The 12,378-nt window shown below is 62.5% G+C and carries 13 protein-coding genes; 9 read left to right on the top strand and 4 right to left on the bottom strand.

The features are described from left to right. Positions 1 to 9: 9 nt before the first annotated feature. From hypF to hypA, 3 genes are read right to left on the bottom strand one after another with little or no spacing between them, the layout of a single operon-like run. Positions 10 to 2,343, bottom strand: a complete 2,334-nt coding sequence (gene hypF / locus B5E66_RS05480; RefSeq protein WP_087229747.1) for a carbamoyltransferase HypF — start codon at positions 2,341 to 2,343, stop codon at positions 10 to 12. Next, positions 2,294 to 2,950 (bottom strand): hydrogenase nickel incorporation protein HypB, encoded by a 657-nt coding sequence (gene hypB / locus B5E66_RS05475; protein WP_087229744.1) that lies wholly within the window; start codon positions 2,948 to 2,950, stop codon positions 2,294 to 2,296. Before hypB ends, hypF begins: the two co-directional genes overlap by 50 nt. After that, positions 2,950 to 3,294: a hydrogenase maturation nickel metallochaperone HypA gene (gene hypA / locus B5E66_RS05470; protein ID WP_087229741.1), complete on the bottom strand. Its 345-nt coding sequence runs from the start codon at positions 3,292 to 3,294 to the stop codon at positions 2,950 to 2,952. Before hypA ends, hypB begins: the two co-directional genes overlap by 1 nt. A 203-nt stretch (positions 3,295 to 3,497) precedes the next feature. Between hypA and B5E66_RS05465 the strand changes: the two genes are divergently transcribed. Genes B5E66_RS05465 through B5E66_RS05440 form a run of 6 tightly spaced genes read left to right on the top strand, consistent with a single transcriptional unit; the run spans position 3,498 to position 8,758 of the window. Beyond that, a complete protein-coding gene (locus tag B5E66_RS05465; RefSeq protein ID WP_242958102.1) occupies positions 3,498 to 5,393 on the top strand; it encodes an NADH-quinone oxidoreductase subunit 5 family protein in 1,896 nt (631 codons plus the stop codon). After that, positions 5,390 to 6,253 (top strand): respiratory chain complex I subunit 1 family protein, encoded by an 864-nt coding sequence (locus B5E66_RS05460; RefSeq protein ID WP_087229738.1) that lies wholly within the window; start codon positions 5,390 to 5,392, stop codon positions 6,251 to 6,253. The genes B5E66_RS05465 and B5E66_RS05460 overlap by 4 nt, the downstream gene beginning before the upstream one ends. Before the next feature lie 14 nt (positions 6,254 to 6,267). Continuing rightward, on the top strand, positions 6,268 to 6,720 hold the full coding sequence (locus tag B5E66_RS05455) for an NADH-quinone oxidoreductase subunit B family protein (protein ID WP_087229735.1): 453 nt from the start codon (positions 6,268 to 6,270) through the stop codon (positions 6,718 to 6,720). A 17-nt stretch (positions 6,721 to 6,737) separates the two neighbouring features. After that, complete coding sequence (locus B5E66_RS05450) at positions 6,738 to 7,085, top strand: NADH-quinone oxidoreductase subunit C (RefSeq protein WP_087229732.1); 348 nt, start codon at positions 6,738 to 6,740, stop codon at positions 7,083 to 7,085. 6 nt (positions 7,086 to 7,091) lie between these two features. Next, positions 7,092 to 8,171 (top strand): hydrogenase large subunit, encoded by a 1,080-nt coding sequence (locus B5E66_RS05445; RefSeq protein WP_087229729.1) that lies wholly within the window; start codon positions 7,092 to 7,094, stop codon positions 8,169 to 8,171. A 5-nt stretch (positions 8,172 to 8,176) separates the two neighbouring features. Beyond that, positions 8,177 to 8,758, top strand: a complete 582-nt coding sequence (locus tag B5E66_RS05440; protein WP_087229727.1) for a 4Fe-4S binding protein — start codon at positions 8,177 to 8,179, stop codon at positions 8,756 to 8,758. 217 nt (positions 8,759 to 8,975) lie between these two features. Here B5E66_RS05440 and B5E66_RS05435 read toward each other — a convergent pair whose 3' ends face one another. Continuing rightward, on the bottom strand, positions 8,976 to 9,320 hold the full coding sequence (locus B5E66_RS05435) for a hypothetical protein (protein WP_087229724.1): 345 nt from the start codon (positions 9,318 to 9,320) through the stop codon (positions 8,976 to 8,978). 613 nt (positions 9,321 to 9,933) lie between these two features. Here B5E66_RS05435 and B5E66_RS05430 point away from each other — a divergent pair. Genes B5E66_RS05430 through B5E66_RS05420 form a run of 3 tightly spaced genes read left to right on the top strand, consistent with a single transcriptional unit; the run spans position 9,934 to position 12,230 of the window. Continuing rightward, positions 9,934 to 10,233: a hypothetical protein gene (locus B5E66_RS05430; RefSeq protein WP_087229721.1), complete on the top strand. Its 300-nt coding sequence runs from the start codon at positions 9,934 to 9,936 to the stop codon at positions 10,231 to 10,233. Positions 10,234 to 10,258: 25 nt separating this feature from the next. Next, a complete protein-coding gene (locus B5E66_RS05425) occupies positions 10,259 to 11,737 on the top strand; it encodes a Y-family DNA polymerase (protein WP_087229718.1) in 1,479 nt (492 codons plus the stop codon). Between the two features lie 10 nt (positions 11,738 to 11,747). Further along, a complete protein-coding gene (locus B5E66_RS05420; RefSeq protein ID WP_087229715.1) occupies positions 11,748 to 12,230 on the top strand; it encodes a hypothetical protein in 483 nt (160 codons plus the stop codon). Positions 12,231 to 12,378: the final 148 nt, after the last annotated feature.

Raw genomic sequence — 12,378 nt, 5'->3', positions numbered from 1 at the left:
CACTCCTTTTCATTCTGCCTGCCGTGCGCGGGCCGCAAGGGCCAGCTGGCCCAGAGCCAGACCTTCGTCGCTGGCGGAGACGCGGTGGTGGCTGAATACGGCGTACCCGTCCCCCTCCAGCAGACGCGTTGCTGCGCGCAGCAGATATTGATTCAAAAAGACCCCGCCGGACAGCACCACGGGCAGCCGGTCCGGGTTGAGGGCCCGGCACTGCTCCAGCGCCATCCGGGCGAGAGCGTCCATAAAACCTCTTGCAATGGCGGCAGGGGACACCCCCGCCGCGATGTCGGCGCACACGGCGGCCACCAGAGGCCGGGTGTCGAACCGGCGGACTTCCCCTTCCGGGCCGTAGGCTGTGGGATAGTCCCGGCCGGGGATCTCCTCGCAGGCCAGCGACTCCAACAGGGCAGGGGCCTGGCCGTCATAGCCGGCGTCTACCCGGCCGGACAAAAGCGCATAGACGCCGTCGAACAGCCGTCCGATGCTGCTGGCGCCGGGGCATGCGATGCCTTTTTCCAGCATGGCCAGCAGGGCCGTCTGTCCGGGCAGGGCGCGCAGCAGCGGCAGGGCCTCCCGAACTTCGGCGGGCACGCCGGCATCCCAGGCCAGCGCCAGGCCGATGCGGCCGATCTGCCGCACCGCCGCGTCGCCCCCCGGCAGGGGAACGGGCCGGATCGAGCCGGCCCGCCGGAACCCGTCGTAGCCCCCGCGCAGGAACTCGCCGCCCCAGATGCTGCCGTCGCTGCCCAGACCGGTGCCGTCCCACACGATGCCAAAGGCGGGGCCTTCCAGCTGGTTGTCGGCCATGCAGGCCGCCATGTGGGCCCAGTGGTGCTGCACCTGCAAAAGGGGCAGGCCCCGCTTGGCCGCCATCGACTGCGCCTCCCGGGTGGAAAAATAGTCGGGGTGCAGATCGCACACCAGCATCCGGGGGGTTATCCCGAACAGGTGCAGCTGCGTTTCGAGGGCGGTGCGGTAATGGTCCAGCGTCTCGGCGTTTTTCAGGTCGCCGATGTGCTGGCTGAGAAAGACATGGCGGTCTCGCCCGGCGGCAAAGCCCGCCTTCTGTTCGGCCCCGAAGGCCAGTATCCCGTCGGCTTCATCGGACGGCATGGCCAGCGGCTGGGGGGCATAGCCCCGGCTGCGGCGGAAAAAGTATTCCCGCCCCTGCCAGAGCGCTGCAAGGGAATCGTCGCAGCGGTTCACGATGGGGCGGTCGTGCAGAAGGTAGCCGTCCGCGATCCCGGCCAGACCGTCCAGGGCCTCGGCGTTATCGGTCATGACGGGGCAGCCGGGGCGGTTGGCGCTGGTCAGGACCAGAGCCGCCGGGCCGCCTGCGGTGCCGTCCGCCAGCAGGACATGGAGGGGGGTGTAGGGCAGCAGGATGCCCAGGCGGCGGTTCTCGCTCAGGCAGGCAAGGCCCGTCGTGCCGGGGCGCTTTTGCAGCAGGACGATGGGCCGCCGCGGGCTTTGCAGCAGGGCGGCTTCCGGATCCGACAGGATGCAGAGCTGCCGCACCGTGTCGAGATCGCGGCAGAGGACGGCCAGGGGCTTTTCGGGCCGGTGCTTGCGCTGCCGCAGGCGGAGGACGGCTGCCTCATCCCGGGCGTTGCAGGCCAGGTGGATGCCGCCGGCGCCCTTGACCGCCACCGTCCGGCCGGCGGCCAGAGCCTGCTGGGCCAGGGCGATGGGGTCGCCGGGGATCGCCCGGCCTTCCTGGTCCAGATAAAAGACATGGGGGCCGCAGACGGGGCAGCAGTTGGGCTGCGCGTGGTAGCGGTGGCTGCGGATGTCGGCATACTCGGCGGCACAGTCCCGGCACATGGCAAAGCCGGCCATCGAAGTGTTGGCCCGGTCATAGGGAAGGGCCCGGAGGATGGAAAACCGGGGCCCGCAGTCGGTGCAGTTGATGAAGGGATAGCGGTAACGCCGGCCGGCCGGGTCGGCCATCTCCCGCAGGCAGGCGGGGCAGGGGGCAAGATCGGGGGAGGCCAGGGTGGCCGCGCTGCCGGCGGTGCTGGGCCGGATGGCAAAGGAAGTCTCCCCCAGAGCGGCCATGGGCTGCACGTCCAGCTGTTCCACGGCGGCCAGGGGCGGCGGTTCGGTGCGCAGGGCGCGGATGAACGCCTCGATGGCGTCGGGCGGGCCTTCCAGCTCCATCTCTACCCCGGCGGGGGTGTTGCGGGCCCAGCCGCCCAGCCCCAGACGTGCGGCAAGCCGGTGGAGGAAGGGACGGAACCCCACCCCCTGCACGATGCCGGCGGCCAGGATATGGACCCGGCGGGCGCCCGGCTCAGGCCAGCGCGGCACGGATGCGGCCGGCCAGATGGGCGGCCAGCTCATCCAGGCCGTCGCCGGTGCGGACCGACAGCCGGAACAGCGGCCCCTGGGGGTTGACGCCGCGGTAGTCGGCCGTGACGCGCTCCAGGTCAAAATCAAAATAGGGCAGCATATCGCATTTGGTCAGGACCAGGCAGTCGGTGTCGGTGAACATGAGGGGATATTTGGCGACCTTGTCGTCTCCCTCCGGGATGCTCAGCACCGTCAGCCGGAAGTTCTCGCCGATGTCGAATTCGGCGGGACAGACCAGGTTGCCGATGTTCTCCACGAACAGCACGTCCAGCCCGTCCAGGTCGAACTGGGGCAGGATGTGCTGGATGCTCATGGCCTCAATGTGGCAGGCCCCGTCGGTGTTCAGCTGCACGGCGGGGATGTTCAGGGCGGCGATCTTCTCGGCGTCGATCTGCCCGGTGATGTCCCCCTCGATGACACCGATGGCAAACTGCTCCCGCAGGCGGGCGATCAGCGCCGTGAGCAGGCTGGTCTTGCCCGCGCCGGGGCTGCCCATCACATTGATCAGGCACACCTTGTGCTCGCGCAGGGTGTCGCGCACCTGGGCACTTACGTCGTCGTTCCACTCCATGACCTGATGCAGGACTTTGATCTCCATTATACGTCTACCTCCAGATTGTCTACCAGTAATTCACGGCCCGAAAGCCGCTGCAGGTCCAGGCCGCCGCAGAAAGGGCAGGCGATATGGCGCCGGTCGATCTCGCCCTCCTGCCCGCAGGTGCGGCAGCGCACCCGCAGCGGCAGGGTCTTTGCTTCGATCTTCGCACCCTCGGCGATGGTGCCTCTGGCCAGCACGTCCAGGTACATCTGGACGCACTCGGGCACCACCCCCGAAAAGGGGCCGATGGTCAGCCGGATGGTCCGGATGCGCCGGGCGTGCTGCGCCTGGGCAGCCTTGAGCGAAATATCCAGGATGCTCTGGGTGATGGCCAGCTCATGCATGGGACGTCCCTTCCTTTCCCGGGGCGGCCGCCCCGCAGACTTCTTTCATTATAGCACCGCCCAGGGGAAAATGCCAGAGCACCGGCACTCCGCTTGTGAAAAAATAAACAAATCGGCCTGCGCTCTTGTCAACCGGGAAAAAGGGGAGTATAATGACAAAAGTGACAAAATAAACGGTTTTTCTTCTAAAGGGAGCGTGTATTATGGGCGCAATACCAATCCTACTGATCGTATGGCCGGCCCTTGCGGCGGCCGTCCTGCCCTGCATCCAGGACCGCAGGGTGCGCGGCGGCGCTGTGTATGGGGCGGCTGTGGGCGTGATGGTTCTGGCTTCGGCGCTGCTGGCTGCCTGGATGGCAGGCGGCGCGGGCCGGGTGGAACTGTACGTCGAGACAGAGCTGATCGACCATGCCATGCTGCTGGGCGAGCTGGTCCTGATGGGGCTGATCATCCTGCTTTCCATCCGGCACCGCAAGTACCCCATCATCCTGCTGTCGGCGGGGCAGACGCTGCTGGTGGCCTGGTCCGAGCTGACCGACCCGGTCAGCCCGGCGGCGCATATGCGGGTGGACGGCCTGGCCATGCTGCTGTGCATCATCGCGGCATTTGTGGGCGGCTTCATCTGCATCTATGCGGTGGGCTACATGAAGGCCTATCACCAGCACCATGAGGACTACATCGACCGCAGCGGCTTTTTCTTCTCGATGCTGTTCCTTTTCCTGGCGGCCATGTTCGGGCTGGTGCTGTCTGAGAACCTGGTCTGGATGTACTTTTTCTGGGAGATCACCAGCGTGGTCTCCTTCCTGCTGATCGGCTACACCCGCACCGAGGAGGCGGTGAACAACAGTTTCCGCGCTCTGTGGATGAATTTGCTGGGAGGCTTCGGTTTTGCCGTGGCCATTGCCTATGCGGCGGCGGTGAACGATACCGTCCAGCTGACCCAGGTGGTGGCATCGGGCGCGGCCATCCCGGTGGTGCTGCTGGCCTTTGCGGCCCTGACCAAGTCGGCCCAGATGCCTTTTTCCTCCTGGCTGCTGGGCGCGATGGTGGCGCCTACCCCTTCCAGCGCGCTGCTGCACAGCGCCACCATGGTCAAGGCGGGAGTCTATCTGCTCATCCGGCTGGCCCCGGCGCTGGCCGGCACCCTGAGCGGCGTGATGGTCTCTTTCATCGGCGGGTTCACTTTTATCGTGTGCAGCATGATGGCCATTGCCCAGAACGACGGCAAGAAGGTGCTGGCCTTCTCCACCATCTCCAATCTGGGCCTGATCGTGGCCTGCGCCGGCATCGGCGTGGAGGAGACGATCTGGGCCGCCGTGCTGCTGACCATCTTCCACTCGGTGGCAAAGTCCCTGCTGTTCCAGGCGGTGGGCTCCATTGAGAACAGCCTGGGCAGCCGTGACATCGAGTCCATGCACGGGCTGCTGCTCCGCCTGCCCAAGCTGACCTACCTGATGGGCATCGGCATCGCGGGGATGTACCTGGCCCCCTTCGGAATGCTGATCTCCAAGTGGGTGGCGCTGAAATCCTTTGTGGACGCCGACAACTATCTGCTGGTGCTGTTTTTGGCATACGGCAGCGCCACCACCATGCTGTACTGGACCAAGTGGCTGAGCAAGCTGGTCTCCCTGCACCACACCAAGGAGATCGCCCGGGACAAGACCTACGGGAACCAGTACCTCTCGATGTTCATTCACGCGGGGGCCATGCTGCTGCTCTGCCTGCTGTTCCCGCTGGTCTCCTCCCGCATCGCTGACCCCATCGTCCGCGCCCTGTTCGGCGCCTCCCACGAGGTGCTGTCCATGGATGTGCTGACCACCATGGCGGTCATGCTGGTGTCGATCCTGTTCGTGCCCACCCTGATGTTCCTGCTGACCCGCAGCGCTCACAGGGATTATGTGCCCATCTATATGGGCGGCGCGAACATGGGGGACAATACCTATTTCGTCAACAGCTACGGCGAACCGGAGCACCTATACCTGAGCAACTGGTATCTGCGCTTTGAGTTTGGCCGGCGCCGCCTGATGCGGCCGTCGGTGATCGTTTCGGCCGGTGTGATCGCCGTCATGCTGTGCATGGTGATTGGGGGTGCGGTATGATGCAGGTTGTCAGTGTGATCCTCTATTTGCTGCTGGCCCCGCTGGCCGGCGCGCTGCTGGACGGAGTGGACCGCAAGATCTCGGCCCGGATGCAGGGCCGTCAGGGCCCGCCTCTGCTGCAGCCCTTCTACGATCTGGGCAAGCTGTTCACCAAGCAGATGCTGGCGGTCAACAGCGTGCAGATCTTTCTGCTGCTGAGCTATCTGATCTTTCTGGCGGTGTCGGGTTCGCTGCTGTTCGCAGGGGCGGATATCCTCATGTGCCTGTTCATCCTGTCCACGGCGGATATGTTCCTGGTCATGGCGGCATCCAGCGACTCCTCCCCCTTCTCGACGCTGGGGGCCGGCCGTGAAATGATCCAGATCATGGCCTACGAGCCCATGACCCTGCTGCTGGCGGTGGGCTTCTATCTGGCGACCGGCTCGTTCCAGGTGGCGGATATCATCAGCCAGCCGGTCAGCGCTGTGGCGACCATGCCGGGCTTTTTGCTGGGGATGATGTTCACCATGGCCATCAAGCTGCGCAAGTCGCCCTTCGACCTGTCCACCAGCCACCACGCCCACCAGGAGATCGTCAAGGGCCTGACCACCGAGATGGCCGGCCCGGCCCTGGCGGTCATGAACATCGCCGAATACTACGAGATGACCCTGATGCTGGGGCTGGTGGCGCTGTTCTTCCTCAACAGCAATCCCATCAGCTGGCCGGTGGCCATTGCCGCCTGCCTGCTGGTCTACTTCCTCGAGATCCTGTGGGACAACGTCAGCGCCCGCGTCAAGTGGAAGGCGCTGCTGGACAGCTGCTGGGTGTTCACCCTGCTGACCGGCGGCCTGAACGGTCTGATCCTCATGCTGATCCGATAAAGGGGGCGAACACAATGACAAACAAACTGGCAAAATCGCCCTGGCTGCTGCACTACGACGGCAGCAGCTGCAACGGCTGCGACATCGAGGTGCTGGCCTGCACCACGCCCAAATACGACATCGAGCGGTTTGGCATCATCAACACCGGCGACCCGTTCCAGGCGGATATCCTGCTCATCACCGGGGGCGTCAACCACCAGAGCGAAAGCGTCATCCAGCAGATCTATACCCAGATGCCGGAGCCGAAAGTGGTGGTGGCGGTGGGCATCTGCGCCTGCACCGGCGGCGTGTTCAAGGACTGCTACAACATCAAGGGCGGCGTGGATACCATCATCCCGGTGGACGTCTATGTGCCCGGGTGCGCCGCCCGCCCCCAGGCCATCATCGACGGCGTGGTACAGGCGCTGGAGATCTTGCAGCGCAAGCGGGAGGACTATGCCGCCCGACGCCGCAGCGGCCGCGCATAAAAAGGAGGACAACGGGAATGGAAGCATGCAATACCATTGAGCCGATGGAGATGGCCGGGTTTGTGCCAGCGGTGCTGCGGTTCAAGATGGACGGCTGGCGGGTCGTACAGATCTGCGCCGCCCGCCTGCCGGAAGGCTATGAGCTGAGCTATTCCTTTGGCAAGGGATACGATATGCGCACGCTGCGCCTGATGGTGGGGGAAAACGAAAAGGTCCCCAGCATCACCCAGATCTACCCCGGCGCATTTTTGCAGGAGAACGAGGCAGCCGAGCTGTTCGGCGTCCAGATCGAGGATATGGTGCAGGATTATCACGGCAAGCTCTACCGCATCGCGGAGGAGACGCCGTTCAAGCATAAGGGGTGAGAGGGAATGGCAAAACAGAGTATCGTGCCTTTTGGGCCGCAGCATCCCGTCCTGCCGGAACCGGTGCATCTGGACCTGGTTCTGGAGGATGAGGTGGTGGTCAAGGCGGTGCCCAGCATCGGCTTTGTCCACCGCGGACTGGAAAAACTGGTCGAGACCAAGGATTACAAGGAATATGTCTACATCGCGGAACGGGTGTGCGGCATCTGCAGCTTTGGACATGGGCTGGGATATTGCCAGTGCCTGGAAAAGATCATGAATGTGGAGATCCCGCCCCGGGCGGCCTACCTGCGCACCATCTGGATGGAGATGAGCCGCATCCACAGCCACCTGCTCTGGCTGGGCCTGCTGGCCGATGCGATGGGCTTTGAGAGCCTGTTCATGCAGAGCTGGAAGCTGCGGGAACAGATCCTGGACATGTTCGACATGACCACCGGCGGCCGGGTCATCTTCTCGGTCAACTGCGTGGGGGGCGTATTGAAAGATATGGATGACACCATGCTCAAGACGCTGGTCCGGACGGTCAACGACATGGCGCAGGAGCTGCGCCCGGTCGCGGAGGCCTTTCTGCGGGATTACACGGTGGGCACCCGTCTGCATGGGCTGGGCGTGCTGAGCGCCGAAGACGCCCGGATGATGGGGGCTGTGGGACCCATGCTGCGCGCTTCGGGGGTGGAATACGATGTCCGCAAGCTGGGCTATGCGGCTTACGGCGACCTGGAGCTTGAGCCGGTCACCGCATCGGACGGCGATTCCTTTGCCCGGTGCGAGGTGCGCATCAAGGAGATCTTCCAGTCCTTTGACCTGATCCGTCAGGCTGTGGACAAGATCCCCCAGGGACCCATTGCGGTGCCTGTCAAGGGGAACCCCAACGGCGAGCACTTCATGCGGATCGAGCAGCCCCGGGGCGAGGCGATCTACTACGTCAAGGCCAACGGCACCAAATTCATCGACCGGTTCCGCCTGCGCACCCCCACCACAAGCAACATCCCGCCCATGCTGGAGATGCTCAAGGGCTGCCAGCTGGCTGACGTTGCGCTGCTGATCCTGACCATTGATCCCTGTATCAGCTGCACGGAGAGGTGAGAAAGATGGACCACAAACACGATCAGACGACGCCCTGGAAGCTGTTCCCCTTTGCGGGCACAGTGATCAAGAACCTGTTCTCCAAGCCGTGCACCACAGGCTATCCTTTCGAGCCGGCCCAGTATCCCGAGCGGATGCGCGGCCATGTGGAAATCTGCGTGGAGGACTGCATCAGCTGCGGTCTGTGCGCCCACAGCTGCCCGCCCGGCGCGCTGCAGGTGGACCGGGCCGCCGGTACCTGGACCATCAACCGGTTCGACTGTGTCCAGTGCGGCAACTGTGTCAACGTCTGTCCCAAAAAGTGCCTTGCCATTGTGCCGGGCTACACGGCGCCTGCCGCACAGAAGGCCAGCGAGACCTTTACCCGGCCCAAGGCACCGGATGCCGCGCCGGCGGGCAAGGCCGACGGCAAGCCGGAGAACGATGCCGGCAAGTGCGTTTACTGCACCCTCTGCGCCAGAAAATGTCCCCAGAACGCCATCACGGTGGACCGCGCTTCCAAGACCTGGAAACTGGACGCAGCAGCCTGCGTTGGCTGCGGCCTGTGCGCCGCCGCCTGTCCCAAGAAATGCCTGACCCTCAAATAAAGGCTGCCGTCAGACTGCGTTAGGGCGGGAAAAGATAAAAAGACGCGGTTTGCCGGCTCATTCGATGGAGCTGTGCAAACGGCGTCTTTTTATTTTGCAGAACAGATGCGGGAAAAGACCGCAAAAAACAGGGGAGCCTGTTCCTGCCGCGCGGCTGCGCGCAAAAAGAGGCTCCCTCTGCGGGATCGTTGCTTGACCGGGTGACCGGCGAAATGGCTTACTGGTTCAGTTTGCCGATGATCTGGTCCATGGTCATGCCTTCGGTCAGCAGTTTCTGGACGGTGGAGTCCAGCTCCGTTTTCTGTGCATCCAGAGCGGCTTTGGCCTCGGCGTTGACCTTTTTGGTTTCCAGCTTGGCAATGGCGTTGTCGGTGGCTTTGAGCGCGGCGCGGTTGGCTTTGAGCTGGGCTTTCAGGGCGTTGATCTGATCGAGCGTCTCCGAAATATTCTGCTCCAGCTGCGCTTTTTCGGCAGCCTTTGCCTCAATGGCGGCGGCGTAATCGGCTGCAGAGGACAGCTTGCCGGTCTTGGGTTTATTCTTGCTTCCTTTGAGTCTGGGCATGATCATACTCCTCCTAAAATGGGGTGAATTTTCCTATTGAAAATATAATATAAATTTTATGCTTTCACAATATCTTTTCTGTCGAAATAAAATATTTCACATTTTGGGAATAAAAAACTTCTTATCGAACCTCCGGATCCGAGGAGCCAAAAAAGCAAAAAATATACCCGGGCGATATCCGATCCGCCGCACGAAAAAGATATCCAAAATGCTGCGCCTGCGCAGAAAAAAGATTCCCGCGGCCAAATGTATTTTTCAGAAATCGCTTTACGCAGCCGGCGATTTTTGTTATGCTTAAAATGTATCTGAAAATTCCTCCACGCGGTTCGATTCTACCCAAAAGCGCCGTCCGCCGCGCTGCATTCCATCATCCGGAGGCGGTACTTTTGGGAGGATCTCTCGGCAGATTCGACTTCTCAGATACGCCCTAACGCGTGTGACGTGATCCCAAGGACAAGACCGCTCTTTTGGCCCCGCCCGTCCCGGGAGCGGGGCCTTTTTATGGGATAAAAGCAAAACATAAGGTTGTTTTAATGATATCTATTGACAACTTTAGCCCTCTGCGATACCATATATACAAAGGATCAAAACCACTGTCAGGAAGGTGACTCCCATGGAAGGCCGCAGAGCTGCAAAGGCCCACACTGAGCGCATCTACGTCAAAGTGACATCCGAGTTCGACACCACCGGTTCCATGGTGCCCCTGTCCATCACCTGGGCGGACGGGCGCACCTTTGCCATCGAGGCGGTGCGGGATTTCCGCCCGGCGGGGGCGGTGGGCAACGACAGGGCAGGAGACTGCTTTACCGTCCTGATCCAGGGGCGGGAGAAACAACTGTATTTTGAGCACATCGGCTCACAGTTCATCGGGCGGGTGGGCCGGTGGTTTGTGGAAAAGACTGTCACCGCGTGAATTCTGAGAAGGAAGGGAGAGCGCCATGTCCGGCCCGCGCACCTATTTTGCCATCGACCTGAAAAGCTACTATGCCTCGGCGGAGTGCGCTGCCCGGGGCCTGGACCCGCTGACCACCAACCTGGTGGTAGCAGACGCCAGCCGCACCGAAAAGACCATCTGCCTGGCGGTGTCGCCCTCCCTCAAGGCTCTGGGCATCCCGGGGCGGGCACGGCTGTTCGAGGTGGTGCAGAAAGTCAAGGAGGCCAACGACGCCCGGCTGCGGGCGGCCATCCGCAGCCGCACCGCCGTGAAAAAGGACGGCAAATGGTCCCTCGCCGCTCCCAGCTATGACGCCAAAACCCTGGCGGCGGACCCCTCTCTGGAGATCAGTTACCTGGTGGCCCCGCCCCGGATGGCCTACTACGAAAAAGTGTCCCGGCAGATCTACGGCATCTACCTGAAATATGTGGCCCCCGAGGACATGGTGGTCTACTCCATCGATGAGGTATTCATCGACGCCACGCCCTATTTGACTTATTACAATATGGCTCCTCACGACCTGGCCAAAACCATGATCCGGGAGGTGCTGTACACCACCGGCATCACCGCCACGGCGGGTATCGGCTCCAACCTCTATCTGGCCAAACTGGCCATGGACATCACCGCCAAGCACGCCGCCCCCGACCAGGACGGCGTCCGCATTGCCGAGCTGAACGAGAAAGCCTTCCGTTACCTGCTGTGGGACCACAAACCCCTCACCGACTTCTGGCAGGTGGGCCCCGGGACGGTGCGCCGGCTGGAAAAGCACGGCATCCACACCATGGGGGAGCTGGCCCGGGCCAGCCTCTGCGACGAGGATATGCTGTACCGGGAGTTCGGGGTGGACGCGGAAATTTTGATCGACCACGCCTGGGGCATCGAACCCTGCGGCATGAAGGAGATCAACGCCTACCAGCCTGAAACAAACAGCCTCTGTGAAGGGCAGGTGCTCTCCTGTCCCTATACCTGCGAAAAAACACGTCTGATCGTCCAGGAGATGACCGACAGCCTGGTCTATCAGCTGATGGACAAGGGGCTTGTCACCGACGGGCTTACATTGGACATCGGCTACGACCGGGAAAACTGCGACAGCGGCGGTTACCGTGGCCCGGTGCAGATCGACCGGTATGGCCGCACCCTGCCCAAGCCCAGTCACGGCAGCGTCCGGCTGGAGTCGGCCACCAACCTGGGCAGCCAGCTGCAGGCCGCGGCTGCGGCTTTGTTCGACCGCATCGCCAATCCCAAGCTGACGGTCCGCCGCCTGACCCTCACCGCCAATCGGGTGGTAAAGGATCCCGGCATCTTCCAGACCGACTTTTTCACCGACGCCGCCAAGCTGGAAAAAGAAAAAAGCCTCCAGGAGGCCATGCTGGGCCTCAAGAAGCGCTTTGGCAAAAACGCGGTGCTCAAGGGTTCCAACTACCTGGAGGGCGCCACTATGCGGGACCGCAACGGGCGGATCGGCGGCCACAAGGCCGAGTGAGGGCGAGAATATGGACGACTACAAAAACACCAAAGAAGGTCGCATCGCCGGCCAGAAATACGCCGATCTTTTGCAGATGGAGCGTCCCGAGCCCTCCGTTAAACATCCCCGCATGAGCCTGGGCAGCCGGGCCAAGATCTTCAGCCCCTTTGCGGCGCTGCGGGGCTTCGATGACGAGCTGGCGGAGGAAGGTGCCCAGACCCTGCGTGTGGCCCGAGCAGAGCTGTCCGAGGAGGAGAAGGCCGCCCTCTCGGCCCGGCTGGCTGCTCTGCGCCGCGGCATGACCATCACAGTGCGGTATTTTGTGCCCGACCTGCTCTGCCCGGCCGACCCGCCGGCGGGCCGCTACAAGACCGTGACCGGCGCCGTCCAGGCCCTGGACCCGGTGCGCAAGACACTGCGCCTTGCGCTGGACAGTCCGCATACAGGCCCGGGGATGGAGAAGGAAAAGGCTGCGGTGATCCTGTACGAGAACATCGAAGAATTGACTTGAGTTGTATCATGGAGCGACCAAAAAGCGATTTTTATGGGGACGGTCGCAACGTTTTTTGGAAAAGTTTGTTTTTCCTGTTGACAAGGATCTTTGTCAGTGGTATTCTGATTATGACAATTATAGTTGTCATAATGACGGCTTTAGTTGT

Source organism: Faecalibacterium sp. An121 (genome assembly GCF_002160915.1).
Taxonomy (GTDB): domain Bacteria; phylum Bacillota; class Clostridia; order Oscillospirales; family Ruminococcaceae; genus Faecalibacterium; species Faecalibacterium avium.
This window is presented reverse-complemented; position numbering and strand designations above follow the sequence as displayed.

Bases quoted from the DNA above. Each gene is read 5' to 3' on its own strand.
- B5E66_RS05460 (WP_087229738.1), top strand. From the start codon at position 5,390: ATGATGCAGGTTGTCAGTGTGATCCTCTATTTGCTGCTGGCCCCGCTG.
- B5E66_RS05430 (WP_087229721.1), top strand. From the start codon at position 9,934: ATGGAAGGCCGCAGAGCTGCAAAGGCCCACACTGAGCGCATCTACGTC.
- B5E66_RS05445 (WP_087229729.1), top strand. From the start codon at position 7,092: ATGGCAAAACAGAGTATCGTGCCTTTTGGGCCGCAGCATCCCGTCCTG.
- hypB (WP_087229744.1), bottom strand. From the start codon at position 2,950: ATGGAGATCAAAGTCCTGCATCAGGTCATGGAGTGGAACGACGACGTA.
- B5E66_RS05420 (WP_087229715.1), top strand. From the start codon at position 11,748: ATGGACGACTACAAAAACACCAAAGAAGGTCGCATCGCCGGCCAGAAA.
- hypF (WP_087229747.1), bottom strand. From the start codon at position 2,343: ATGAGCTGGCCGCCCATCTGGCCGGCCGCATCCGTGCCGCGCTGGCCT.
- hypA (WP_087229741.1), bottom strand. From the start codon at position 3,294: ATGCATGAGCTGGCCATCACCCAGAGCATCCTGGATATTTCGCTCAAG.
- B5E66_RS05435 (WP_087229724.1), bottom strand. From the start codon at position 9,320: ATGCCCAGACTCAAAGGAAGCAAGAATAAACCCAAGACCGGCAAGCTG.
- B5E66_RS05455 (WP_087229735.1), top strand. From the start codon at position 6,268: ATGACAAACAAACTGGCAAAATCGCCCTGGCTGCTGCACTACGACGGC.
- B5E66_RS05440 (WP_087229727.1), top strand. From the start codon at position 8,177: ATGGACCACAAACACGATCAGACGACGCCCTGGAAGCTGTTCCCCTTT.
- B5E66_RS05450 (WP_087229732.1), top strand. From the start codon at position 6,738: ATGGAAGCATGCAATACCATTGAGCCGATGGAGATGGCCGGGTTTGTG.
- B5E66_RS05465 (WP_242958102.1), top strand. From the start codon at position 3,498: ATGGGCGCAATACCAATCCTACTGATCGTATGGCCGGCCCTTGCGGCG.
- B5E66_RS05425 (WP_087229718.1), top strand. From the start codon at position 10,259: ATGTCCGGCCCGCGCACCTATTTTGCCATCGACCTGAAAAGCTACTAT.